General features: G+C 64.2%; 23 protein-coding genes and 1 pseudogene. 19 read left to right on the top strand and 5 right to left on the bottom strand.

The features are described 5' to 3' along the window. Positions 1-8: 8 nt before the first annotated feature. From SLT36_RS15650 to SLT36_RS15670, 5 genes are read left to right on the top strand one after another with little or no spacing between them, the layout of a single operon-like run. The gene (locus SLT36_RS15650; protein ID WP_432283445.1) at positions 9-1,172 is read left to right on the top strand and encodes an acyl-CoA dehydrogenase family protein; all 1,164 of its coding nucleotides are present in this window, start codon (positions 9-11) and stop codon (positions 1,170-1,172) included. Between the two features lie 14 nt (positions 1,173-1,186). Then, positions 1,187-2,242: an acyl-CoA dehydrogenase family protein gene (locus tag SLT36_RS15655; RefSeq protein ID WP_432283446.1), complete on the top strand. Its 1,056-nt coding sequence runs from the start codon at positions 1,187-1,189 to the stop codon at positions 2,240-2,242. 1 nt (position 2,243) lies between these two features. Next, entirely contained in the window at positions 2,244-3,395 is a 1,152-nt protein-coding gene (locus SLT36_RS15660) for an acetyl-CoA C-acetyltransferase (protein WP_432283447.1), read from the top strand. A 2-nt stretch (positions 3,396-3,397) separates the two neighbouring features. Then, positions 3,398-4,000: a gamma carbonic anhydrase family protein gene (locus SLT36_RS15665; RefSeq protein ID WP_432283448.1), complete on the top strand. Its 603-nt coding sequence runs from the start codon at positions 3,398-3,400 to the stop codon at positions 3,998-4,000. Positions 4,001-4,011: 11 nt separating this feature from the next. After that, positions 4,012-4,917, top strand: a complete 906-nt coding sequence (locus tag SLT36_RS15670) for an SDR family oxidoreductase (protein ID WP_432283449.1) — start codon at positions 4,012-4,014, stop codon at positions 4,915-4,917. A 189-nt stretch (positions 4,918-5,106) separates the two neighbouring features. On the opposite strand, the gene SLT36_RS15675 is transcribed toward SLT36_RS15670, so the two are convergent. Continuing rightward, positions 5,107-6,693: a FadD3 family acyl-CoA ligase gene (locus SLT36_RS15675; protein WP_432283450.1), complete on the bottom strand. Its 1,587-nt coding sequence runs from the start codon at positions 6,691-6,693 to the stop codon at positions 5,107-5,109. 195 nt (positions 6,694-6,888) lie between these two features. Here SLT36_RS15675 and SLT36_RS15680 point away from each other — a divergent pair, with 195 nt between their 5' ends. The 3 genes from SLT36_RS15680 (at position 6,889) to SLT36_RS15690 (ending at position 9,427) form a co-directional block, all read left to right on the top strand. After that, positions 6,889-7,692, top strand: coding sequence for an SDR family oxidoreductase (locus tag SLT36_RS15680; RefSeq protein ID WP_432283451.1), 804 nt, complete (start codon positions 6,889-6,891; stop codon positions 7,690-7,692). Between the two features lie 2 nt (positions 7,693-7,694). After that, positions 7,695-8,828 (top strand): helix-turn-helix transcriptional regulator, encoded by a 1,134-nt coding sequence (locus SLT36_RS15685; protein ID WP_432283452.1) that lies wholly within the window; start codon positions 7,695-7,697, stop codon positions 8,826-8,828. A gap of 101 nt (positions 8,829-8,929) precedes the next feature. Next, on the top strand, positions 8,930-9,427 hold the full coding sequence (locus tag SLT36_RS15690) for a flavin reductase family protein (protein ID WP_432283453.1): 498 nt from the start codon (positions 8,930-8,932) through the stop codon (positions 9,425-9,427). A 110-nt stretch (positions 9,428-9,537) separates the two neighbouring features. Here SLT36_RS15690 and SLT36_RS15695 read toward each other — a convergent pair whose 3' ends face one another. Further along, positions 9,538-10,686 (bottom strand): LLM class flavin-dependent oxidoreductase, encoded by a 1,149-nt coding sequence (locus tag SLT36_RS15695; RefSeq protein WP_432283454.1) that lies wholly within the window; start codon positions 10,684-10,686, stop codon positions 9,538-9,540. A gap of 222 nt (positions 10,687-10,908) precedes the next feature. On the opposite strand from SLT36_RS15695, the gene SLT36_RS15700 reads away from it, so the two are divergent. The 3 genes from SLT36_RS15700 to SLT36_RS15710 are packed head-to-tail and all read left to right on the top strand — an operon-like array spanning position 10,909 to position 13,655. Next, entirely contained in the window at positions 10,909-12,117 is a 1,209-nt protein-coding gene (locus SLT36_RS15700; protein ID WP_432283455.1) for an ABC transporter substrate-binding protein, read from the top strand. Then, positions 12,098-13,198, top strand: coding sequence for an alpha/beta hydrolase (locus tag SLT36_RS15705; RefSeq protein ID WP_432283456.1), 1,101 nt, complete (start codon positions 12,098-12,100; stop codon positions 13,196-13,198). Before SLT36_RS15700 ends, SLT36_RS15705 begins: the two co-directional genes overlap by 20 nt. 1 nt (position 13,199) lies before the next feature. After that, positions 13,200-13,655: a nuclear transport factor 2 family protein gene (locus tag SLT36_RS15710; RefSeq protein WP_432283457.1), complete on the top strand. Its 456-nt coding sequence runs from the start codon at positions 13,200-13,202 to the stop codon at positions 13,653-13,655. Between the two features lie 4 nt (positions 13,656-13,659). On the opposite strand, the gene SLT36_RS15715 is transcribed toward SLT36_RS15710, so the two are convergent. After that, positions 13,660-15,264: a GMC family oxidoreductase gene (locus tag SLT36_RS15715; RefSeq protein ID WP_432283458.1), complete on the bottom strand. Its 1,605-nt coding sequence runs from the start codon at positions 15,262-15,264 to the stop codon at positions 13,660-13,662. Between the two features lie 242 nt (positions 15,265-15,506). On the opposite strand from SLT36_RS15715, the gene SLT36_RS15720 reads away from it, so the two are divergent. The 8 genes and pseudogenes from SLT36_RS15720 (at position 15,507) to SLT36_RS15755 (ending at position 22,050) form a co-directional block, all read left to right on the top strand. Then, positions 15,507-16,703 carry an ABC transporter substrate-binding protein gene (locus SLT36_RS15720; protein WP_432283459.1) on the top strand — a complete coding sequence of 399 codons (1,197 nt, stop codon included), beginning with the start codon at positions 15,507-15,509 and terminating at the stop codon, positions 16,701-16,703. A gap of 60 nt (positions 16,704-16,763) precedes the next feature. Continuing rightward, the gene (locus SLT36_RS15725) at positions 16,764-17,048 is read left to right on the top strand and encodes a DUF1330 domain-containing protein (RefSeq protein ID WP_432283460.1); all 285 of its coding nucleotides are present in this window, start codon (positions 16,764-16,766) and stop codon (positions 17,046-17,048) included. Between the two features lie 45 nt (positions 17,049-17,093). Next, positions 17,094-17,861 carry an ABC transporter ATP-binding protein gene (locus tag SLT36_RS15730; RefSeq protein ID WP_432283461.1) on the top strand — a complete coding sequence of 256 codons (768 nt, stop codon included), beginning with the start codon at positions 17,094-17,096 and terminating at the stop codon, positions 17,859-17,861. After that, positions 17,854-18,567, top strand: a complete 714-nt coding sequence (locus SLT36_RS15735) for an ABC transporter ATP-binding protein (protein WP_432283462.1) — start codon at positions 17,854-17,856, stop codon at positions 18,565-18,567. The genes SLT36_RS15730 and SLT36_RS15735 overlap by 8 nt, the downstream gene beginning before the upstream one ends. A 5-nt stretch (positions 18,568-18,572) precedes the next feature. Further along, a pseudogene (locus SLT36_RS15740) lies at positions 18,573-19,481 on the top strand (branched-chain amino acid ABC transporter permease); the annotation flags it as partial. A 132-nt stretch (positions 19,482-19,613) separates the two neighbouring features. After that, the gene (locus SLT36_RS15745; protein ID WP_432288356.1) at positions 19,614-20,516 is read left to right on the top strand and encodes a branched-chain amino acid ABC transporter permease; all 903 of its coding nucleotides are present in this window, start codon (positions 19,614-19,616) and stop codon (positions 20,514-20,516) included. Further along, entirely contained in the window at positions 20,513-21,268 is a 756-nt protein-coding gene (locus SLT36_RS15750) for an SDR family NAD(P)-dependent oxidoreductase (RefSeq protein ID WP_432283463.1), read from the top strand. Before SLT36_RS15745 ends, SLT36_RS15750 begins: the two co-directional genes overlap by 4 nt. After that, the gene (locus SLT36_RS15755) at positions 21,265-22,050 is read left to right on the top strand and encodes an SDR family NAD(P)-dependent oxidoreductase (RefSeq protein ID WP_432283464.1); all 786 of its coding nucleotides are present in this window, start codon (positions 21,265-21,267) and stop codon (positions 22,048-22,050) included. Before SLT36_RS15750 ends, SLT36_RS15755 begins: the two co-directional genes overlap by 4 nt. Positions 22,051-22,127: 77 nt before the next feature. Here SLT36_RS15755 and SLT36_RS15760 read toward each other — a convergent pair whose 3' ends face one another. Together SLT36_RS15760 and SLT36_RS15765 are read right to left on the bottom strand one after the other, a co-directional pair. After that, on the bottom strand, positions 22,128-23,666 hold the full coding sequence (locus SLT36_RS15760) for a class I adenylate-forming enzyme family protein (RefSeq protein WP_432283465.1): 1,539 nt from the start codon (positions 23,664-23,666) through the stop codon (positions 22,128-22,130). A gap of 103 nt (positions 23,667-23,769) precedes the next feature. Continuing rightward, complete coding sequence (locus tag SLT36_RS15765) at positions 23,770-24,525, bottom strand: SDR family NAD(P)-dependent oxidoreductase (protein WP_432283466.1); 756 nt, start codon at positions 24,523-24,525, stop codon at positions 23,770-23,772. Between the last annotated feature and the right edge of the window lie 174 nt (positions 24,526-24,699).

A 24,699-nucleotide genomic window follows, 5' to 3' on the forward strand; every position in this document is an offset into this window, starting at 1 on the left:
TTCCAAGCGTGGATCTTGATTACACCGACGAGCAGCAGGCCTTCCGCCAGGAAGTGCGCTCCTGGTTCGAAAAGCATGTGCCCAGCAAGCCGCTGCCGTCCTTCGATGCCAGCCGCGAGGGTTTTGAGGCGCATCGCGCATGGGAGCGCGTGCTGGCCGAGGGCCGCTGGGGCATGGTGACTTGGCCGGAAAGCTATGGCGGGCGCGGGCTCGACCTGATCCAGTGGCTGATCTTCGAGGAAGAATATTACCGTGCCGGCGCGCCGCTGCGTGTCAACCAGAACGGCATCTTCCTGCTCGGGCCGACGCTGATGGAATATGGCACCGAGGAGCAGAAGGCGCGCTTCCTGACCTCCATGGCCTCAGGCGACGAGATCTGGGCGCAAGCCTGGTCCGAGCCTCAAGCCGGTTCCGACCTGGCCTCGGTGCGCGCGACCGCGGTGCTTGAAGGCGACGAATATGTGCTCAAGGGCCACAAGATCTGGTCGTCGCGCGCGGTCTTCGCCGACTGGGCCTTTGGGCTGTTCCGCACCGATCCGGCGTCGCAGCGCCATAAGGGCTTGTCCCTGATCTTTTTCCCGCTCAACGCCCCCGGCGTGCGGGTGCAGGCGATCCCACAGATCGACGGCGAGACCGGCTTTGCCGAAATCTTCCTCGACGATGTCCGCGTGTCCGCCTTCAACCGCCTCGGCGGCGAGGGCGAGGGCTGGAACATCTGCATGGCGACCGCAGGCTTCGAGCGCGGTCTGATGCTGCGCAGCCCGGCGCGTTTCCAGGTGGCGGCGCGCAAACTGGTCGAGCTGTTCAAGGCGCATGAGGACGAAGTCGAACCGACGGTGCGCACGGCGGTTCTGCAGTCCTGGATGGACGCCGAAGCCTATGCGCTGTCGATCTACGCCACCGCATCGCGGCTGGCGGCAGGCGGCCATATCGGCGCTGAGGCCAGCACCAACAAGATCTTCTGGTCGGAAATGGACATCGCCATGCACAAGGCGGCATTGTCGATCCTGGGCGCCCGTGCGGAATTGCTGCGTACGGCGCCCGAGGCGGGCGACATCGGCCGCTGGCTGGACGGCTACTTCTTCTCGCTGGCCGGACCGATCTATGCCGGCTCGAACGAGATCCAGCGCAACATCATCGCCGAGCGTATGCTCGGGCTGCCGCGCGCATAAGGGGAGGCGAAAAGATGGATTTCCGTTTCTCCGAAGAACAGACGATGACGGCTGACGTCGTCCGTGAGTTGCTCGCTGACGTCTGCCAGCCGGCCGACCTGCGCCGATTGATGGGCGAGGGCGCTGCCCGCGACGAGGCCCGCTGGGCCAAGATTTTGGAGATGGGCCTCGGCGGTGCCCTGGTGGCTGAAGACAGTGGCGGCCTCGGACTGTCGGCCATCGACTTCGTGCAGATCGCCGAGGCCTGCGGCTACGCCGGGCTGCCGGAGCCGCTGGTCGAGAATGCAGGCGTGGCGCTGCCGTTGCTTGCTGCCTTCTCCGACAATGCCCGGGCGGCCGCGCTGCTCGAGCGTGCGCTCGCCGGCGATGTAACCGTCACGGTGGCGCATCCGGCCAATCCGTTCGTTGCCGATGCCGACACGGCGGAGGCGGTGCTCGTCGTGCGCGACGGTGGCGTTCATCTGGTCGAGACTGCCAAGGTAAGGATCGTGGCGCAGCCGAGCGTCGATCCGTTCCGCCGGCTGTTCACGGTGGAGTTCGAGCCGAGCGACGCAACGCTGGTTGCCGGCGCCAGTGAGGCCGCTGTTCCGCTGGCTGCCGCTCTCGACCGTGGCGCGCTGTTTGCAGCCGCTCAGATGCAGGGTCTCGCCCAGCGCTGCGTCGATCTCGGTGTCGCCTATGCCAAGGAACGCCAGCAGTTCGGCAAGCCGATCGGCTCCTATCAGGCGGTCAAGCATCATCTCGCCACCGCCCAGGTGAAGATCGAGTTCGCTCGTCCGGTGCTGCATGCGGCAGCCGCCCAGCTGGAGCGGGGCGATCTCTACAGCCGCGCTCGCATCTCGCAGGCTAAGCTTGCCTGTACTGATGCCGCCGATGTCGCGGCTCGCACTTCGATCCAGGTGCATGGCGCCATGGGCTATTCCTGGGAGGTGGACGTCCACTTCTTCCTCAAGCGTGGCATCGCGTTGACCAGTTGGTGGGGCGGCACTGCCTTCCACCGCGAGCGCGTCGCAGCCCGCGTCTTTGCGCGCCCGCTCGGACCCGAACACACCTTTGCCGGAGAGGCCTGATATGCCTGAAGCCTATATCGTCGACGCCGTCCGCACGCCGGTCGGCCGCAAGAAGGGCTCGCTCGCCGGCCTGCATTCGGCAGACCTTGGTGCCCAGCCGATCAAGGCGCTGATCGCCCGCACCGGCATCGACCCGAACGCGGTCGATGACGTCATCTATGGCTGCACCGACACGATCGGCTCGCAGGCCGGAGACATCGCCCGCACCTGCTGGCTGGTGGCGGGTCTGCCCGACCATGTGCCTGGTGTAACCGTCGACCGCCAGTGTGGTTCGGCACAGCAGGCGGTGCATTTCGCCGCGCAGGCGGTGATGAGCGGTACGCAGGAGCTGGTGATTGCCGGCGGCGTGCAGAACATGAACATGATCCCGATGGCGTCGGCTATGCTGGTCGGGCCGCAGTTCGGCTTCCCCGATCCGTTCAGCACCTCGCCGGGCTGGCGCGCCCGCTACGGCGACCAGGAGGTCAGCCAGTTCCGCTCGGCGGAAATGATCGCCGAGAAGTGGCAGTGCAGCCGCGACGAGATGGAGCAGTTTGCGCTGGAGAGCCACCAGCGCGCCATTGCCGCCATAGACGCGGGACGGTTCACCAATGAGATCGTGCCGGTCGGTGACTTCGCCTTGGACGAGACGCCGCGCCGCGACACATCGCTCGACAGGATGGCGACGCTGAAGACGCTGGTCGAAGGCGGTCGCGTGCATGCCGGCGTCGCCAGCCAGAACGCCGATGCGTCGGCTGCACTGCTGATCGCCTCGGAACAGGCGGTGAAGGACCACAACCTCAAGCCGCGCGCCCGCATCCACCACATCAGCGTGCGCGGCGACGACCCGGTCTGGATGTTGACAGCGCCGATCCCGGCGACTCGCCATGCGCTTATGAAGACCGGCCTCAAGGTCGAGGACATCGATCTGTTCGAATGCAACGAGGCCTTTGCCTCGGTCCCGCTCGCCTGGATCAAGGACCTTGGCATTCCACGGGACAAGGTCAACGTCAATGGCGGCGCGATCGCACTCGGCCATCCGCTCGGCGCCACCGGCGCGCGCATCATGACCACGATGCTGAACGAACTCGAGCGCCGCAACGGCCGCTATGCGCTGCAGACCATGTGCGAAGGCGGCGGCCAGGCCAACGTGACCATCATTGAGAGGCTCTGACCATGCCGTGCTATGCCTTTGAAGGCATCGTGCCGGTGGTCGACCCCACTGCTTACCTGCACCCGACGGCGGTGCTGATCGGTGACGTGACCATCGGGCCGCGCTGCTACATCGGCCCCGGCGCGTCGCTGCGGGGCGATTTCGGCCGCATCACAGTCATCGGCGATGCCAGCGTGCAGGACAATTGCACCTTGCACACCGGCTCGGGCTCGGACTGCATCGTCGGCCGCGGCGCGACCGTAGGCCACGGCGCCATCCTGCATGGCTGCACGGTGGGCGAGAATGCACTTATCGGCATGAATGCCGTGGTGCTCGACGGCGCCGTTATCGGCGACGACAGCCTGGTGGCAGCGCTCAGCCTGGTGAAGAACGAGGTGGTGACGCCTCGACGTAGCCTGATCGCCGGCAACCCAGCCAAGGTGATCAAGGAAATGCCGGAAGCCGCTATCATCTGGCGCAACAATGGCGACGGTGAGTATCAGCGACTGGCCGACCGGTCGCTTGCCGATTTCGTGGAATGCGAACCGCTCCGCGTCGCGGAACCCGACCGCAAACGCAACACCGGCAAGGCGCGCGCTGTGCGCCTGTCGACCAAGACAAAGTGAGAAGGACTGACATGGCAGCGATCTGCGAAAACAGGGTTGTGATCGTCACCGGCGCCGGCCGCGGCCTCGGTCGCGCCTATGCGCTGGGCCTCGCGGCCGAAGGCGCGAAGGTGGTGGTCAACGATCTCGGCGTCGGCACTCATGGCGATGCGACGACCGAAACACCGGCGCAACAGGTGGTGGACGAGATCAGGGCCATGGGCGGCCAGGCGGTCGCCAATTATGACGACGTCACCGATTTCGAGGCGGGCGGCCGTATCGTCAAGGCGGCACTCGATGCCTTTGGCGACCTGCATGCCGTGGTCAACAATGCCGGCTTCGTGCGTGACCGGATGTTCGTTTCGTGCACGCCCGACGAATGGGACGCGGTGCTGCGTGTGCACCTGCGCGGCCATTTCTGCGTCAGCCGACACGCCGTCGACTATTGGCGCGCCCAGCAGAAGGCCGGCAAGACGGTCGACGCCCGCATCATCAACACCTCGTCGGGTGCCGGCCTGCAGGGCAGCGTCGGCCAGAGCGCCTATGCGACGGCGAAAGGCGGAATCGCCTCGCTGACGCTGGTGCAGGCAGCCGAGCTTCGCCGTTACGGCATCACTGCCAACGGTCTGGCGCCGAACGCCCGCACGCGCATGACCGAGACCGCCTTTGCGGAGGCCATGCAGGCGAAGGACGGCGAGTTCGACATCTTCGCGCCGGAGAACACCGCACCCCTGGTTGCCTGGCTGTGCAGCTCGGCGTCGGCTGATGTGACCGGCCAGATTTTCGAGCTGATCGGCGGCAAGATCCGCGTCTGCCTCGGCTGGAACGACGGCCCCGAATTCGACAAGGGCAGCCGCTGGGAAGCGGTCGAACTCGGCGCCAGGATCAAGGATCTGGTTGCGACACGTCCGGCACCGAAGGCTGTCTACGGCGCGTAGGCGAGCAACATCGCCGAGGCATTCTGTTGGGCGTCGGGTGACCGGCGCCCATTTTCTTTGGTCAATGCGCTTCCCCGGTGGCAGTGACAGCGACGGACAAGAAAAAAGGGCGGCGCTTGCGCACCAGCCCTTGGGGAAAAGTCTGCACCTGCCGCTCCGGACCCCGCGTCGGAGGGCAGGTCGGCGCGATCAGGCGTCTTGGGGGACCTCTTCGCGCAGAATGTTCTTGAGCACCTTGCCTTGCGGGCTGGTGGGCAGGGATGGACGGATCTCGACGCTGCGCGGGCATTTGTAGTTGGCCATGTTGGCGCGCGACCAGTCGATGATGTCCTTCTCGGTGGCGATGGTGCCCGGGCGCAGCACCACATAGGCCTTGCCGACCTCGCCGAGACGCTCCTCTGCCACACCGATGACGGCAACGATGCCGATGGCCGGGTGCTGGCTCAGGATGCGCTCGATCTCGGCTGGATAGCAGTTGAAGCCACCGGTGATGTACATGTCCTTGAGACGGTCCTCGATGCGCAAATTGCCATCCGTATCGAAGTAACCGATATCACCGGTGTGCAGCCAACCCTCGGGGTCGATGGTCTTGGCCGTCGACTTGGGATCGTTGAAATAGCCCTTCATGACGATGTAGCCGCGGATCACCACTTCGCCGGGCTTGCCGTCGGGCAGGAAATGGCCGTCGTCGCCCATGATGCGGACCTCGACGCCTGGGGCTGCCTTGCCGGCGGTGTTGGCAATCACCTCATCCGAGTCGGTTGCCAGACACATAGTGCCGTAGCCGCCGCATTCGGTCAGGCCATAGCCGTTTACGACGCCGGCGAAGCCGAGTTCCTCGCGCATGCGGCGGATGAGGATCGACGGCACGACCGCGCCGCCGGTGACGCCGAGGCGCAGGCTGGAGGTGTCGAATTTTGCCAGGTCCGGATGCTGGAGCATGCCCTGGAAGATGGCAGGCGGACCGGGGATGACGCTGATCTTTTCCTCGGCGACACGCTTGAGGATCTCGCCGGCGTCATAGGTGAGATGCGGCATGAGAACCGCGCCGCGCATCAGCGAAACGATGGCGCCGGAGCGATAGCCGAAGGCGTGGAAGAATGGCGGGATGACGAGAATGCGGTCATGCTCGCGGATGCCGACACGCGTCGCCCAGGCATCGATCGCCTGCAGGCACTGCTGGTGTCCGTACATGACGCCCTTGGGATAACCCGTGGTACCCGAGGTGAACAGCATGTCGCAGAGATCGTCCGGGCCGACAGTGGCCTCGCGTGCGGCAAGCTCGGCATCGCTGATGCTGTCGCCCGATGCAACGAAGCTGTCCCAGTCGCGATCGCCTTTGCTGCCTTCGCCGATGACGACCACTTCGCGCAGCAGCTCGCGCGTCTCGGCACGCAGCTGGTCGGGATAGTAGGTGCCCAAGAACTCGCCGACCGAAAACAGCACCGAGGTACCGCTGCGCTTGACCAGTTCGGCGATCTCGGCGCCCTTGAAGCGGGTGCTGGCGGGAATGAGCACGGCGCCAGCGGTGACGAGGCCGAGGGCTGTGGCGAACCATTTCCAGGTGTTGGGCGCCCAGACCATGATGCGGTCACCCTTCTGGACACCGGCTGCGATCATCGCCTTGGCGACGCGCTTGCGCATAGCGTCGAGCTCGACGAAGTTCAGCACGACGCCGTTGTCTTCAACTGCGGTGCGTGTGCCATAGAGCTCGGCGGCGCGCGCGCAGAGCGCAGGAATGGTGGTGAACTTCCAGTCGGCGTCTTCTGAGATCATCTGTCTACCTGGAGGCACTGGGCCTGTTCGACGGTATGGCGGCCGCGGACGGTCACCGGGCTAGTTTGGCGGGAACATAGGCGTCGGCGGGCGGCCAGCATCGTCCGAAGAGACGAATAAACCTTACGGCGACCGACATAAAGGCTGTAGGACTGCGTACAGACGCGCGCGACGGACCATGCCTGGAGTTATGACATGAGCAATGCCCCGCAACCTGTTGGCTCGACCTTCGAGGGCAGGGTCGTCATCGTGACCGGCGGCACCAAGGGCATCGGCCGGGCGATCGCCGAGGGTTTTCTCGGCGCGGGCGCAACCGTCGTCGTCTGCGCACGCACCGAGCCAGACAGCCTGCCGCATTCGAACGGCAACAGGGCGATCTTCATGCAATGCGACGTGCGCACGGCCCAGGCCTGCAAGGAGCTGGTCGACCGTGTCGGCGAGGAGCATGGCCGTATCGACGTGCTGGTCAACAACGCCGGCGGCTCGCCCCATGTCGACGCAGCGACGGTATCGCCGCGCTTCTCCGACGCCATCGTCAATCTCAACCTGATGGCGCCCGTCTACATGTCGCAGGCTGCTTACCACTGGATGGCCAGGCTGCCGGAAGGGGGCAACATCATCAACATCGCCAGCGTGTCCGGCCGCCGGCCGTCGCCAGGCACCTCGGTCTACGGCGCAGCCAAGGCCGGCCTGCTCAGCCTGACCACCAGCCTTGCGCAGGAATGGGCGCCCAAGGTGCGCGTCAACGCCATCATCGTCGGCCTCATCGAGACCGAAAAAGCCGATGAGACCTATGGCTCACGCGAGGCACAGCAGGCGATTGCCGCCTCGGTGCCGATGAAGCGCATGGGGCGTGGAGACGACATCGCCCGCGCCGCCCTCTACCTCGCCAGTCCGACGGCGACCTTCGTCACCGGCGCGCAGCTCGAGGTGCATGGCGGCGGCGAGACACCGCTGTTCCTCGACCTGATCAAGCGCTACGCGCCGGATGCGAACTGACCGTGGCCGATCGCGCGGAAGTACCAGGTGCCGCGCCCGATCACGACCGGCTGGTCGAACTGCTCTATGCCGGTATCGGCGAAGCCAAGCCCTTCGACAGTTTTCTCAAGGGGTTGCGGGCATCGGTTGATGCTGAAAGCAGTACGCTGATCATCGAGCGCCTGCGCCGCGACCGACCGGGTGCGATCTATTCCGGGGCGGCGTCGGAAGAGCGCATCGCGCGCTACAACAACCTCTACACGCAAGACCCGTTCATCGACCTGCCGCTCGGCAAGGTGACGACGCTTGCCGAGCTTGTCGGCGAGGGAGGGTTTTCCCGCTCGGAATTCATGACGAGTTTCATGACCGGCTCGGGCTGGATGCATGTCGTGGGTGCCGATATCGTCGAGCCCTCCGGGGCGCGGGTGCGGATGCGTGCGACACGTGTGCTGGGTCGGGACAATTTCGGTACCGCCGAACGGGAGTCGTTCCGACGGCTGTTGCCGCATCTGACGCAGGCGATGGGGCTATTCCTCAGGCTGAACGGGCTTGAGGCCGAGCGCGAGCTGTTCGCCGGTGCGCTGGGGCGGTTGGCGGTGGGCGCCATCATCGTCGACCGTGACTGCCGCATTCTGCAGGCAACGCCACAGGCCGAAGCGATCCTGGCCGAAAAGGACGTGCTAAAGAACGATCGCGGCAGGCTGCGCCTGCTCGACGAGGCCGGACCGAGCGGTGCGTTCACCACGGCGGTGGCCGAGATTGCCGAGACGAGCGACGCCTCCTTTGCCGGCTCGCGCGCGTTTTCGATTCATCGTTCCAGCGGTGAGGCGCTCGGGCTCGTCGTCAGGCCGGCACCGCATTCGGCCAAGCTGCATGCGCCGCTGCGCGGCGCGGCACTCGTCATCATCGCCGACGCCGGCAGCAACGTTGCGCCGCAGCCTGCGGTGCTTGTCAGGCTGTTTGGCCTGACGCCGGCAGAAGCTGAGCTGGCGGCGCTGATGGGGCAGGGTCTCGACCTCGACGATGCCAGTGCCGCGCTCGGCATCACCAAGAACACCGCCAAGGCGCATTTGCGCATGGTGTTTTCCAAGACCGGGGTGAGCAGGCAGAGTGAGCTCGTGCGGCTGCTGCTGCGCTCGGTCGACGAGCTGAGCTAACGGCCGATTGACCGCAATTGCTGGGCTCGCCCGTTCGAACGATGCTTTGAGGCTCTGCCTGCGCGATGCTGCGATCGTTGCAGGACGTGGAGGAGCGCGGAATGTCCATTGAGGTCAATGAGCTGGTGGCGGACACGCGAGCGGCGATGCGCCGGCTGGCGAAGTCGGTGGTGATCCTGACCACGAGCCATCAAGGCCAGCGGCTGGCCATGGCCGCGACCGCTGTCGACAGCCTGAGTATGGAGCCGCCGTCACTGCTCGCCTGCGTCAACCGGAGCGCCTCGATCTTCGTCGCATTCCAGGCAAAATTGCCATTCTGTGTCAATATATTGGCCCGAAATCATGAAGCATTGGCGCAACGTTGTGGCGGCCAGGTGAAGGGCGAGGCGCGCTTCGCCGAGGGTGACTGGCGCGAGCGCCAGGGCATTCCTTATCTTGGCGACGCCCAAGCCAACATCTTCTGCTCCAATGACGGAGAATTCTATTATGGCACCCATGGCGTGTTCGTGGGGCGGGTTACCGACGTCGCACTTTTCGGCAGCATCGAGCCGCTGATCTATGCCGACGCCCGCTACGTCGGCGCGCATCTGGCAATGTGATACAAACGCCTATCGACCAGGCAGCGGAAAGGCCGGCATGGTGGTGCCGGCCTTTTTCATTTCCGGTACGGGAAAGGCGGCCGGCACCTGAGGTGCCGACCGCTGGTAACCTATTCGGCGGCAGCGACGCGCAGCTTCTTGCCTCGGAAATGCGGGATCACGTCGCTGCCAATCAGCTCGATCGTCTCCATGATCGCTTCATGCGGCACGGTGCCCATCTGCGACAGGAACATGATCTCGTCGGCACCGGCCTCGAACAGGCGCTCGACATAGCGGATACAATCCTCTGGCGTTCCATAGGCGTCGTTGATGTCGTCGAGATAACCATAGGCCTGCGGATTGTAGGCGATCTTGTCTTCGCCGAGCTTGGCGAACTTGTGCTCGCGCACCTTGTCGAGCGCCGCCAGATGCTCTTCCGGGCTCATGTCGTGGACCTCAGGCTTGGGACCGCCCTGGTACCAGTGCGACAGCGCCTCGGCGAAGAAGCGCTGGCCACGCAAGCCGATGCGGCGGGCTTTGTCCCGGTCGCGCAGGACGATGGCCGGGCACAGGGCGGAGAGGTGCTCGGTCGGGCGGAATCCGACCTGGTCCTCTGGTTTGCGCTCGGCAAAGGCCTTCCGATAGGCATCGCTCTTGGTCTTGATCTCGTCGGGGCCGCCGAAACCCATGACCAGCGCACCGAGGCCACGCGAGCCGGCTGTCACCACCGCCTCCCAGCGTGTACAGGCCATGTACATGCGCGGGTGCGGTTGCTGCAACGGCTTGGGATGGACGGGGCGGGCTGGAAACCTGATGTACTGGCCGTCATGCTCGACCACTTCTTCGGTGAAGAGGCGCGGTATCAGATACATGCTCTCGTCGATCAGCGGCTGCAACTCGGCCAACTGGTAGCCGAAGGCACCGGCCTCCTGCTGGCTGCCGCCCTTGCCGACACCGAAATTGACGCGGCCATTCGACAGGATGTCGAGCATGGCGACACGTTCGGCGACCTTGATGGGATGGTTCATCGCCGGCGGCAGGCAGACGACGCCATGGCCGATCTCGATCCTCTTCGTCTGGCCGGCGACGAAGGCGAGGAAGGTTTCCGGTGCCGACATGTGCGAATATTGCGTCAGGCCATGGTGCTCGACGCACCAGACCCCGTCGAAGCCGCTCCTGTCGAGCTGCACGCACTGTTCCACCATCTCGCGGAAAACCTGCTGCTCGGCCTCCCGATGGGTTTCGGCGATCTGCGCCTCGTAGATCATGGAAAATTTCACTGGCAGGATCCTCCGCTTGAGACAATTGCCCTTTCGGCATGAGCTGGAGTGTCCGGCTGGCAATCACCAAATTCATCGTTCGATCGGGTGAGGGCCGTTTTGCGGCTGATGGCATTGGGCCAGGCGAGGCAGCTGCTGGCTCAATTCAATGGTCCTTATGGACGATGCCTGCCATTCACGTTAGGCCGAAACGGCGGCATCGATTTCCGTGGAGACCAGACTATGACTTCCAGCATTCTGAGCCGGCGCGCCGTTGTCGCCGCCCTGATGTCGTTCACCGCCCTGGCAGCTGCCGGCACGGCCAGGGCCGAAGAGACGATCAAGATCGGCGGCATCATGTCGCTGACCGGCGCGGGCGCCTCGATCGGCAAGAATGCCGAGGTCGCCTGGAAGCGTGCTGTCGACGACATCAACGCCGCCGGTGGCATTCTCGGCAAGAAGGTCGAGCTGGTTCTCGCCGACACGATGACCGACCCGACGCATGGCGTCAGCGAGATGCGCCGCCTCATCGAAAGCGAGAAGGTTACGGCCGTGGTCGGCCCGGCGACCAGCCAGGAAACGACGCCGCTGATGTCGATCGGCACCGAAGCCTACATCGCCCAGATTTCGAGCGCCGCCTCGACGCAGCTGACCCCGCAGGTCGGCCCGTACCACTTCTCGACGTCGCCGATCGGCGAGAACCAGATGATCCCCAACATCGCCTATGCGCTCGATACGCTGAAGCTGACCAAGCTGGCGCTGATCTCGGACAATGGCGGCATGTCGAAGGCGGCGGTGTCCGACATCGTCAACTACATGAAGGGCAAGGGCGTGGAGCCGGTCGCCATCCAGGAATTCGCTTTCCGCACCGAGGACATGACCCCGCAGCTGTTTTCGCTGCGAAACTCCGAGGCCGAAGCGGTGCTGCTGATCAACTCGATCGGCGACGACGCCCGCAAGATGCTGGAAAACCGCTATGACATCGGCTGGGACGTTCCCGTGCTGGCGAGCCTGACCATGACCAACTACGCCGTCGGCAACGCCGCCACAATCGGCACCGAGCCGTTCGAGGGCGTCTATTCGGTGCAGTTCGAGGGCATGACTTTCTGCCCGGGCGATGCGCTCGGCGAGAAGCCGTTCGCCAAGTTCGCCGAGAAGGCCAAGGCCGATATTGCCGATCTCGACCGCATGGGCGGACCCTCGGCGCTGGTGCCCTACTACATCCAACCCTTCATCCTGGCTGCCGCCATGAACGGTTCGGGCAAGACCGACGGCAAGTCGGTTGCGGCCTGGATCGAGGCCAACGCCGGCGAGATCAAAACGCTGACGGGCAAACTGGCGGCCAGCGCCGACAACCACTTCCTGCCGTCGGTCGAGAGCCTCAAGGTCGTCAAGAACCCATACCAGCTGCGCGAGGACGGTCTCGTCGAACGTGCCGACTGCGCCCAGTAAACAGCAGAACGGTTTCAACTTGCGAAAGGCGTCGCCGGTCCCCGGCGGCGTCTTTTTCATTGGCTCACCCGATCGAACGATGCGGCGAGCCTTGGGGCTGGCTTTCATTCCAGCCGAAGAAATGCCGCGGAGGTTGGTTATGGAATTGGCGCTCGATGCAGATATTGCCGCGATAGCGGAGGTCATCGCCAGGCGGCCGCCGCTCGACCTCGCCGATGTCGACATCCCGGCGTTGCGCGTTGCCGTGAACGCGGCGGGATGGCCGACCGAGCGCACCGAGATGGCCGCGGTCGAGAACATCACCGTTGCCGGCGGCGCCGGAGACATCCCGGCGCGACTCTACAAGCCCCGTCAGGGCAAGGCATTGCCGCTGCTGGTCTTCCTGCATGGCGGCGGCTTCGTGCTGTGCTCGCTGGATACGCATGACAATTTCTGCCGGGCGCTGGCCAAGGCGGGCGATTGCGCGGTGCTGTCGATCGACTACCGGCTGGCGCCGGAACACAGGTTCCCGGCAGCCTACGAGGATGCTTTGGCGGCTCTGGAGTGGGCGGCGGCCAAAGCAATCACGCTCGGCTGCGACGGCAGGAGGCTGGCGCTGGCCGGAGATAGTGCGGGGGGCAATCTGGCGGCAGCTGCCGCACTCCATGCCTCATCGGAGGTCCGCCTGAAACTGCGACACCTGTTGCTTTTCTATCCTGCTTCGGATCCCACGGCTTCCGGCACGAGCTACGACACGTTCCCGCAGACTCCATTCCTCAGCGCGGGAATGATGCGCTGGTACTGGCGGCAATATGTGGGTGAGCCGGCTGGCTTGGCAGATCCCCGTGTCGCGCTGCTGCGGTCCGTCGATCTTGCCGGGCTGCCGCAGACGACGATCGCCATTGCCGAATTCGATCCCTTGCGCAGTGAGGTCGAGGCCCTTTGCACAGCGCTTGCCGAGTCCGGTGTTGATGTGCAAGCCAGGCGTTACGACGGTGTCTCGCACGGCTTTGCCAGCATGGTTGGACTGATCGGCAAGGCGCGGCTAGCGATCGACCACAGTGGCGCCAGGCTGCGCGATGCATTTGCCCGGAATGCCTGAGATGCTGGAGGCAAGGTTGGTGCGCGCCGAGGCGATGCTCGACATCATCGCGCTCGAGGCGCGCTATGCGCGCGCCTGGGACCGTGGCAATGGCAAGGCATGGGCCGATGTATTCACAGCGGACGGCGTGTTCGAAATCGCGGCTGTCGGCGATCGCTCGGCGCTCAAGGTTGAGGGCAGGGAGCAATTGTCGGCTTTCTGCTTCGATTTCACGGCGAAATTCTCCGGCGTTCATGTGCCCGGTCTGCCGTTGCTCGACATCGACGGGGACGAGGCGACCGGGCACCTGCATTTTCAGTTCGTCGCCATCGGCCGGTTAACACCGAACCACACGATGAGCCGCACAGCCTGCGGCCAATATAACGTGCGTTATCGCAGGACCGAAAAGGGCTGGCGCATGGTCCATCGATTGGAAAAGGCGTTCAGCAGCTCACGAAGCGAATTCTTCGATTTCTGAGCGTTCAGCGCCTTTCCTCAAGTGCCAGGTCAGCAGCGTGCCAGGCCAGCGCCATGACAGGGCCGTTGGTGTTACCCGATATTGGTGCCGGAATGACCGAGGCATCGATCACACGGAGGCCATCGACGCCATGGACGCGCAATCGCTCGTCGACGACGGCGTCGGCGTCATTGCCCATCCGGCAAGTGCCGACCGCATGTAGCCCCGACACGAAGGTCGCGCGGAAGGCAGCGAGCATGTCGTCGTCCGATTGCACTGCTGGGCCAGGCCAAAGCTCCTGCTTCACGAAGGGCTGCAATGCAGGCTGGGCAACGAAGTCGCGCATGATGCGCATCATCGAAATGGCGGTGCGCCGGTCGTTTTCCGTCGCCAGCCAGTTCGGCCGGATCGATGGCATGTCGCGCATGTCGGCCGAGCGGATGGTTATCTCGCCGCGGCTTTCCGGCCGCAGGGCATAGCCGATGATGGTGATGCCGGGCTCGGCCTCTAGCTTCAGGCGACCTTGCAGCAGCCCACGGGCGAAGGTGTAGGGTGACAGCGATAGCTGCAGATCCGGATAGGTGACCTCTGACGAGGAGCGGACGAACGCGCCCATTTCGGACGCACCGAAGCTCATCAGCCCCGTGCCGGCGAGATAATAGCGCAGCACCTCGCCGACGAGGCTCAGGCCACTGAAGCTGCGGTTGTGGCTATGCATTCCGGCAAGACGATATGGCAGCGCCACAACAAGGTGTTCGGCAAAGTTGCGGCCGACGCCGGGCAATTCGGTCACAGTCTGGACGCCAGCGGCCGAAAGCACATCATGGCGACCGACGCCTGACACCTGCAGCAGTTGCGGTGACTGGATCGCGCCGCAGGCAACGATGACCTCGTTTGCCGCCCGGGCGGTGCGTTGGCGACCGCCCACGAGATATTCGACGCCGACTGCCCGACGACCGTCGAACAGGATGCGCAGAACCTGCGTGCCGGTTTGGACGACGAGGTTCTTGCGCCGCATCGCCGGTCGGAGGAAGGCGCGGGCCGCGCTCATGCGCCGCCCCATGTGGTCGACCGTATGCGTGTAGGTACCGACGCCATCGCGTCTGGCGCCGTTGAGGTCGTCGAGATGGTCGAGGCCGAGCGAAGCACCTGCATCGATGATCGCCTGGCCGAGCGGGTCGGCGAGAGGACGAACACTGACCTGCAAGGGACCATTGCCGCCCCTGATGACATCGCCACCAAGCTGATGGTTCTCGATCTTGCGGAAGACTGGCGCCATCTCGGTCCAGCTCCAGCCCTTGACGCCGAAGTCGGCCCAGCCGTCGTAGTCCTCGGGGGCGCCCCGGCAATAGAGCATTCCGTTGATCGAGCTCGATCCGCCAAGCCCGCGGCCGCGCGCCCATGTCTCGGCTTCCGGCCGACCTTCTTCATGCTCGACAGGAAAGTTCCACGAGCGTTTCGGATGCTTGGTCAGCTTGACCCATCCCCGGGGCATCCGGACCAAGGGATGAAGGTCCGATGGTCCGGCCTCGAGGACAAGCACCCTATGTCCGGGGTCTTCGCTTAGCCTGTTGGCCACCACACAGCCGGCCGAGCCGGCGCCAACGATGATCGTGTCGAATTCTCTCATGCCGCGATGTCTTGCGCGTGCGCGTCGGCTCGCATCCTGCAAACGAACTAGCCCAGGCAAGCGTTGTTCAGGCCCAGGCCGACATATGCGGTAGTCCGCATGGACGATGTTCGGCTCGCCTGCATCCTGTGATTTCTCCTTGAGGAGTCGTCACGCCATGCCGCGTGGCGGCCTTGCGCGCACATCAATGCCGGCGCGCATCCAGACCGGCACCAAAGCCTACGTTCCTGGGGAGGAATGACATGAAGAAATCCATTCTCGCGGCAGCTTTGCTGCTGTCGACCGCGCTGACTGCCGCAGCACAGGACGCCAGCGTCAAGCTCGGCGTGCTCAACGACCAGAGCTCTTCCTTCTCCGCACTCGGCGGCACCGAGGTGACCGAGGCAGTCAAGCTTGCAATCTCCGATTTTGGCGGTCAGGTGCTGGGCAAGCCGATCGAACTGGTCTCGGCCGATCATCAGAACAAGCCCGAGATTGCACTCTCCATCGCCCGCGAATGGCTGGAGCGCGACAATGTCGACGCGCTGTTCGATGTCGCCAATTCGGCAATCGCGCTTTCGGTCAACAACCTTTTGGGCGAACAGAAGAAACTCGGCTTCTTTGTCTCGCCGATGACCGACAAGATGACCGAAGCCGACTGCAACGGCTACGGCATGGCCTGGGCATACGACGCCTATTCGCAGGTGCGTTCGTCGGTCAGCGCCCAGCTCAAGGCCGGTGGCGAGACCTGGTTCATCCTGTCGCCCGACTATGAAGCCGGCAAGGTGCTGGAAGCCGGCGTGAAAACCGCCGTCGAGGAAGAAGGCGGCAAGATACTGGGTTCGGTGCGGGCGCCGCTCGGCACCACCGACTTCTCGTCCTACATCCTGCAGGCCCAGGCCTCGGGCGCCAAGGTTCTGGCGCTGACCGTCAATGGTCCTGAACTGGTCAATGCGCTCAAGCAGGTCCAGGAGTTCGGCCTGATCGACCAGGGCATGCGCGTGGCGCTGACCGTGCTGCACCAGTCGGATGCGCGCGCCATCGGCCTTGAAGCGCTGAAGGGCATCCAGTTTGCCGCCGCATGGTATTGGAACACCGACGATGCCTCCAAGCATTTCAAGGAAGAGATGCAGAAGAAGACCGGCAATGCGCCGGGCTGGGTTGCGGCCGGTGCCTATTCCGCAGCGACCAACTACCTGAACGCCGTCAAGGCCGCTGGTACCGACGAGCCGACCGCGGTGCTCGCCAAGCTGCGCGAAGGCAAGATCAACGACCTGTTCGCAAAGAATGCGACGCTGCTGCCCAACGGCCGCCTCGTGCATGACATGCAACTGCTTCAGGTGCGTGCGCCCGGCGAGGCATCCGATGCGCAGGACGTGTTCAAGGTCGTGACCACCGTTCCTGCCGACGTCGCCTTCCGCTCGATCGACAAGAGCACCTGCAAGCTGCCCAAAGGCTGATCCGACAGCGCCGGACGGCACGCTCGCCGTCCGGCGCGTCCACCCGATGGGAGTGACGACTTGCCCGGCTATCTGATCTTCGAAATCGAAATCACCGACGAGGCCGCCTGGCAGCACTATCGCGAGGTCGCCGGGCCGATCATGGCCGCCGGCGGCGGGCGTTTCGTCTTGTCGGGCGATCGAATCGAAAGCCTCGAAGGCGGCTGGCAGCCGGCGACGATCTCGGTGGTCGAGTTCCCGAGCGCTGACGCGGCGCGCCAATTCTACCATTCTGACGACTACCAGAAGGTGGTGGCGCTCAGGCAGCTGGCATCACGCGGCAAGGGCATTCTCGTCGACGCATGACGGGCGCCCTGTGCCGCATTTTTCCTAGAGTAGGTGGAGGACAAGGTGCAGCAAGGCACTGCGGACGACTACATCATCGAGGCGTCCGGGCTGAGCCGGTATTTCTATGGCTTCGCCGCCGTAAAGGACGTCGACCTCAAGGTCCGGCGCAATACCATCCACGCCCTGATCGGCCCCAACGGCGCCGGCAAGACGACGACCTTCAACCTGATCACCAAGTTCCTGCAGCCCAGCGAAGGTACGATCCGATACAACGGCGAGGACATCACCGCGTTGAAGCCGGAAGAGGTGGCGCGCAAGGGCATTGTTCGATCGTTCCAGATTTCGGCGGTGTTTCCGCGCATGAGCGTGCGCGAAAACGTGCGCATGGCACTGCAACGGCCGACGGGGACCTCCTATCGCTTCTGGCAAAGCGAACGCACGCTCGGCGTGCTCAACGATCGCATTGATGAACTGCTCGACGCTGTCGGCATGCTTTCCTATCGCAACCATGTTGCGGTCAATCTGCCTTACGGTCGCAAGCGCGCGCTGGAGATTGCCACGACGCTGGCGCTGGATCCCGAGATGCTTCTGCTCGACGAGCCGACCTCGGGCATGGGCCACGAGGACGTAGACCGCATCGCCGAGCTGATCCGCAAGGTAGCAAGCGAGCGCACTGTCCTGATGGTCGAGCACAATCTGTCGGTGGTTTCAGCCCTTTCCGACACCATCACCGTGCTGGCCCAGGGACGGGTGCTGGCCGAAGGCAACTACGAAACCGTGTCGCGCGATCCGCGCGTTGTCGAAGCCTATATCGGTGGCGCAGATGACTGAGACTTCCCAGGTGGTGCTCCACATCGCCGACCTGCATGCCTGGTACGGCGAGAGCAAGGCGCTCCACGGCATGAATTTCGACATCCGCGAGGGTGAACTCGTCACACTGCTGGGCCGCAACGGCGCCGGCAAGACGACAGCGCTGCGCTGTATCATGGGCCTGGTGCGCAAGAAGACCGGTGTTATCAGCTATCACGGTGAGAACGTTGCGACGCGGGCGCCTGAGATCGTCGCCCGGCGCGGTATCGCCTACTGCCCGGAGGAACGCGGCATCTTCTCGAGCCTGTCGGTAGCCGAGAACCTGGAGCTGCCGCCGGTCATTGCCAAGGGCGGCATGACGGTGGACGAGATTCTCGAGCTGTTTCCTAATCTCAAGGCGCGCTGGCAGAGCCCCGGTACCAAGCTGTCGGGTGGCGAGCAGCAGATGCTGGCCATCGGTCGGATTCTGCGAACCGGTGCGAAGCTTTTGATCTTCGACGAGCCGACCGAAGGCCTCGCGCCGGTCATCGTCAAGCAGATCGCTGCCGTTCTTGAAAAGCTGAAGGCGAGAGGCTTCACAATCCTTCTGGTCGAGCAGAACTTCCGCTTCGCTTCCAAGCTCGCCGACCGGCATTTCGTCGTCGACCACGGCAAGGTGGTCGAGCGCTTCAGCCGTGGCGAACTCGCCGGCAATGAAGCCAAAATCCAAGCTTACCTCGGGGTGTGATGGCCATGATGGACCTGATTGGCGTTCCGCCAACCCTTCTTTTCGGCCAACTGCTCGTCGGTCTCATCAACGGTTCGTTCTACGCCATGATGAGCCTGGGCGTGGCGATCATCTTCGGAATGTTGCGCATCGGCAACTTCGTCCATGGCGCGCAATACATGCTGGGTGCGTTCGGCGCCTGGTATCTCATGCGCTTGCCTGAGCTGTTCCCGGGTCTTGGTCTGCCGTCGATCGGCTACTGGTGGGCGCTGGTCATCGTTCCGCTGGTGGTGGCTGTCATCGGCGCGCTGATGGAGCGCATCTTCATCCGCCGCGTCTACGATCTCGACCATGCCTACGGCCTGCTTTTGACCGTCGGCCTCGCCATGGCGATCGAGGGTGCCTTCAACGTCTATTACGGTGCCGCCGGCCAGATGTATGGCGTGCCGGAGTCTCTGAAAGGCGGCATCAATCTCGGATTCATGTTCCTGCCGATCTACCGCGCCTGGGTGATCGCCGCGGCAGTCGTCGTCTGCTTCGGCACCTGGTACATGGTCGAGCGAACCAAGCTCGGCTCTTACCTCCGGGCCGCGACCGAAAATCCCGATCTCGTCCGTGCTTTCGGCATCAACGTGCCGCGCTTGTTGATGCTGACCTACGCGTTCGGTGTCGGTCTTGCCGGTTTCGCCGGCGTCATGGCAGCCCCGATCTACCAGGTCAGCCCGCAGATGGGGCAGGGCATGATCATCACCATCTTCGCTGTCGTGGTCATCGGCGGCATGGGCTCGATCTTCGGCGCCATCGTTTCCGGCCTGATGCTCGGCGTGATCGAGGGCCTGACCAAGGTGTTCTATCCGCAGGCCTCGGCAACCGTGATCTTCATCATCATGGCGCTGGTGCTGATTTTCCGCCCGGCTGGCCTGTTCGGCAAGGAGACGACGAGCCACTCGGTCGCCGACGTCTCGTCGGGCCGCTCCGGCAGCTTCCTTGAGAACGGTCGCCTGTGGCTCGCGATCTTCACGGTCGGCGGCGTGGCGTTGCCGTTCCTCGTCTATCCCGTCATGGGCATGAAGATCCTGGTGCTGGCACTGTTCGCACTCGCCTACAATCTGATCTTCGGTTACGTCGGTCTCCTCGCCTTCGGCCATGCCGCCTTCTACGGGGCATCGGCTTATGTGACTGCGCATGCCGCTGCCGCCTGGGGCCTGCCGACTGAGCTCTGCATCCTTCTGGGCGCCATGGTGGCGACGGCGATCGGCGCGTTGTTCGGCTGGCTGGCGATCCGCCGGCAGGGGCTCTACTTCGCCATGATCACGCTGGCGCTGGCGCAGATCATCTATTTCTACGCAGTGCAGGCGCCATGGACCCATGGCGAGGACGGCATCCAGTCGGTGCCGCGCGGCATGCTGTTCGGCGTCATCGATCTCTCCAACACGCTGAACATGTACTACGTGACCCTCGCCGTGTTCCTGGCCGGCTTCGCCTTCGTCTACCGCATCATCCACTCGCCTTTCGGCCAGACGCTGAAGTCGATCCGCGAGAACGAGCCGCGCGCCATTTCGCTCGGCTATTCGACCGACCGGTTCAAGCTGATCGCGTTCACGCTTTCGGCGATGCTGTCGGGCTTAGCAGGCGGCCTCAAGGCGATCATCTTCCAGCTGGCGTCGCTGGCCGACGTCTTCTTCATGACCTCGGCTGACGTGCTGCTGATGACACTGATCGGCGGCGTCGGCACGCTGCTTGGACCGGTGGTCGGTGCGGCGGTGCTGGTGACGCTGCAACGCGAGCTGGCGACCCTCGGTGCCTGGGTCGTGGTGGTTCAGGGCATCATCTTCGTTCTCTGCGTGCTGTTCCTGCGCAAGGGCATCATCGGCACGCTGGAGGAATTCCTGGCGAACCGCGCCGAGCGCAAGGCCCAGCAGACGGCCGACCGCACCGAGGCCACCACCAAAATCACGGCAGCACAATGAGCGCGCCGTCGACTCTGGTCATTGGCATGGGGCCTGGGCTCGGCCAAGCTTTGGTGAAGAAGTTCGCGCGCGAAGGACATCGTGTTGCCTTTGTCGGCCGCCGCGCAGAAGCGATTGCACGCTACGAGCAGGAGCTGAGGGCCGAGGGCCTCGACGTTGCCGGATTTGTCGGCGACGCCGGCAAACCCGAAGTGATGGCCCATGTCCATGCGGCGATCCGCGAGCGGCATGGCGATGCCGAGGCGCTGATCTACAATGCCGCCATCATCGAGCCGGCGCGGTTCGTCACGCCGTCGCGGCTGGGCGAGGTGAAATACGGCACCGCCGACGGCTGGAAGTCGCATGGTGAGGCGGCCAGCGTCGACTACGTCGTCGACGCCTTCAGGACCAACGTGGCTGGTGCACTGCATGCGGCCCAGGCCGTTGCGCCAGGAATGATCGACCGCGGCCGCGGCACGATCCTGCTCACCGGAGGGGTGCTCGCCTTCGGGCCGTGGATCGAGTGGGGCGTGACCTCGCTTGGCAAGGCGGCGCTGCGCAGCCTCGGACATTCGCTGGAGAAAGAGCTTTCGCCTGCGGGTATTCATGTCTCGACGGTTGCCATCCACGGCACGATGCAGGCCGGAACGCCTTACGATCACGATCTGGTCGCCGCTGCCTATTGGAGGTTGCATGTCCAGCCAAGTGACGAGTGGCAGGCGGACTTCCATTTTAAGCAGGATGCCGAGGACGGCGGGGATCCGGACGCATGAGCGCGCCGGCGATCAGGTTTGACGACAAGCGGGTGCTTGTGACAGGCGGCGCCAGCGGCATCGGTGAGACGGTTGCAAGATTGCTGGGCGAACTCGGCGCTCGCGTGGTCATTGCCGACCTCAACCGCGATCAACTCGATCCGGCGGCGCAGCGCACTGCTGCGGCCGGCATCACCCAGGGCGATGTCGCAAGCGAAGCGGATGCCGAGCGCATGGTCGGGGAGGCGATAGCGGCCCTCGGCGGGCTCGACCTCGTCTTCAACTCGGCCGGCATCGGCGACGATCTCGTGCCTGTTCACGAGCAGTCGGTGGAGCGCTGGCAGCGCGTGATCGACGTCAACCTCAAGGGCACCTATCTGATGTGCCGTGCGGCGTCGCGGCCCATGCTCAGGCAGAAGCAAGGCGCCATCGTCAATGTGTCGTCCATCGTCGGGCTCGGCGGCTTCCCGCGTCGCTCGGCCTATGCCGCGGCTAAGGCCGGGATCAATCACCTGACGCACACGCTGGCCTGCGAATGGGGTCCCTCGGGCATTCGCGTCAATGCGATCGCGCCGGCTTATACGCGCACGCCGATGGTTCAGGCTTTGCTCGACCGCAAGGCATTCGACCCGACGATCCTGGAACGGCGTACGCCGCTCGGCCGACTGGCGCTGCCGGAAGAAATGGCGCGAGCCGCCGTGTTCCTGTTGTCGGACTGGGCGTCCTACATCACAGGCACGGTTCTGCCGGTCGATGGCGGCTGGAGCGCATTCGGTGGCGCGGGTGATGTGGTGTCCGCTTAGGGACAATGGCCAGGTGTAAGCTGCAATGCAAAAGGATGCGCATTTGACGCGGCCTTTTGCATTCTGGTGTCCCGCGTTCACGTGTTCCTGAAATCGTCCAGGCGGTTTTCGCGCAACGCCAGCACCAGTTCGCGTTTGCGGATCTTGGCGGCTTCGACCGGCATGATGTCGATGAAATGAATGGCGCGGGGCGCCTTGTAGGCGGCGAGGCTCTCGCGGCAGTATCGGATCAGCTCTTCAGCGGTCGCGTCCTGGCCCTCGGCCTTGACGATCACGGCGACGGGGATTTCGCCCTTGCTTTCGTCGGGCGCGCCGACGACCGCGCACATGGCGACCGCCGGGTGCTTGTAGAGCAGGGCCTCGATTTCCAGCGGATAGACATTGTGGCCGCCGGCAATGATGACGTCCTTCTTGCGGTCGACGATGAACAGATAGCCGTCTTCGTCGACGTAACCGAGGTCGCCCGACTTCCAGCCGCCATTGCCGAAGGCTTCCGCCGTCGCCTTCTCGTCCATCCAGTAACCCTGAGAGACGCAATCCCCTGATATGATCACCTCGCCGATCTCGCCCTGCGGGACGGGGTTGCCCTCGTCGTCGACGATCGAAATACGCGAGCTGCCGACAGGCAGGCCGGCTGAGCCTGCCTTGCGGATGCCCGCGGTTGGCTCCATCACGTTCTGGCCGCTGGTCTCGGTCGAGCCGTAGACCTGGGTGACCCGCGCCCCCGAGAGCTCCTCGAAGCGGCGGATGACCGGCTGCGGCACCGGTGAGCCGCCCGTCGTGCAGATGCGCAGCGACGACAGATCGTGCTTGGCCGGGTCGACCTCGTTGACCATGTAGACATACATGGTCGGGGTGCCGCCGAAATAGGTCGCCTTGTACGCGCCGATTTCGGAAAGCACACGCTGGGTGTCCCAGCGTTCGTGCAGGACGATGGTGCCGCCGGTATAGAGGCAGAGGTTGAGCGTTACCGTGAGGCCGAAATTTGTGAACAGCGGCACGGCGCAGAGATAGACTTCCTCGGCAAAGCGCGTGCGGTGCGACACCATCATGTCGCGCAGTGTCGAGCACTGGTTGAACTGCGATTGCGCGGCGCCCTTGGGCGCGCCCGTGGTGCCCGAGGTGAAGAAAAGGGCGCAAATGTCGTCGATGTGGCAGGCGACATCCTCGAATGAAGTTGGCGCAGCGGCCATTAACGAAGTGAGGTCGTCGGCGCTAACGGCGCCAGAGGCCACCAGGCAATGGGCGAGGTCGCCAAACTCCGCCCTGATCTCGGAAAAATAGGGCCAGGTCGAGCTGTCGGCGATGAGCGCCTTCATGCCGGTCTGGGCAACGATCTTGCGCAGCTCGGCGTGGCGGAACATGGCGCTGAGCGGGGCCGGGATCGCGCCGAGGCGCTGACAGGCCCAGAAGCCGATCGCCATCATCGGCGTGCTAGGCAGATAGAGCCCGACGCGATCGCCCTTGGACACGCCGCGTTGCTTGAGCACGTTGGCCAGCTGCGCCGTCAGCTCGGAAAAGCGCGCATAGGTGATCGTCTCCTTGTCGGTGACGATGAAGTTGCGCTCGCCGATCAGCCGTGCGTTCCGCGCCAGCACCTGGCTCAGGATTTCCATGCTTTTGTTCCTGCAGTCGAAATTGGGATTCCGCGGCGACTAGAGAACCTGCCCGCATGAGCAGGCATCGTCTGCACAGACTAAGCCAGTCCGGGCACGTCGGTCACGAAATCAGGATGCCGCCGTCGATGGGCAACTGGTGACCGGTCATTTTCCGCGACTCGTCCGAGGCTAGATAAAGTGCTGCGTTGGCGACATCGACCGGTTCGGCGATGCCGAGCAGATAGGCGTCGAACTGTGCCTTGAGATGCGGCTCGCGCTCGAAGAAGCCGAGGACTCGGTCGGTGGCGACCGCGCCCGGCACCAGCACGTTGACGCGAATATTGTCCTTGGCAAATTCCACTGCCATCGAGCGGGTGAGCGAGATGACGCCACCCTTGGCCGCCGAGTAGGCGTCGCGGTTGGGGATGCCCATGGCCCCGACGATCGACGAGCAATTGATGATCGAGCCGCCGCCAGACTGCTGCATCAGGGGAATCGCGTTGCGGCAGCAGACCCAAGTGCCGAACAGGTCGAGCTTGATGCAGCGCCAGAACTCCTCGAACGGCGCAACCGTCACCGGGCCGTCGGCTGAACTCGAGCCGCCGGCGTTGTTGTAGAGTACGTCGAGCCGACCCCAGGCGTTCATCACCAGCTTGAACGCCGCCTCGACGCTGTCCGGCTCGGTGACATCGGTTTCGACATAGAGTGCTGTGCCTCCCGATATATTGATGGAGGAGGCGATGGCTTCGCCCTTGTCGCGGCTGCGGCCGGCGACCGCCACCTTTGCGCCTTCGCTTGCAAACAGCCTGGCGGCGGCCTCGCCAATGCCGCCGGTAGCGCCTGATATGAATGCAATTTTGCCTGCCAGACGGGCCATGATGATCTCCTCGAAACGGTACCCGCGAACCTGCGCGTGCAGGCGTCGGCAACATCGTCCGAAGGGACTAAGATTGTTCGCCATTTCAGCGGTTTGGCGGCCGAAATGTCCGCTTTCCCGCGACTAGTCCCATCAGACGATGTTAGCGGTCTGCCCCTGTCCCATTCCTTGCCT

This window comes from Aminobacter sp. BA135, assembly GCF_050859125.1.
Classification (GTDB): domain Bacteria; phylum Pseudomonadota; class Alphaproteobacteria; order Rhizobiales; family Rhizobiaceae; genus Aminobacter; species Aminobacter ciceronei.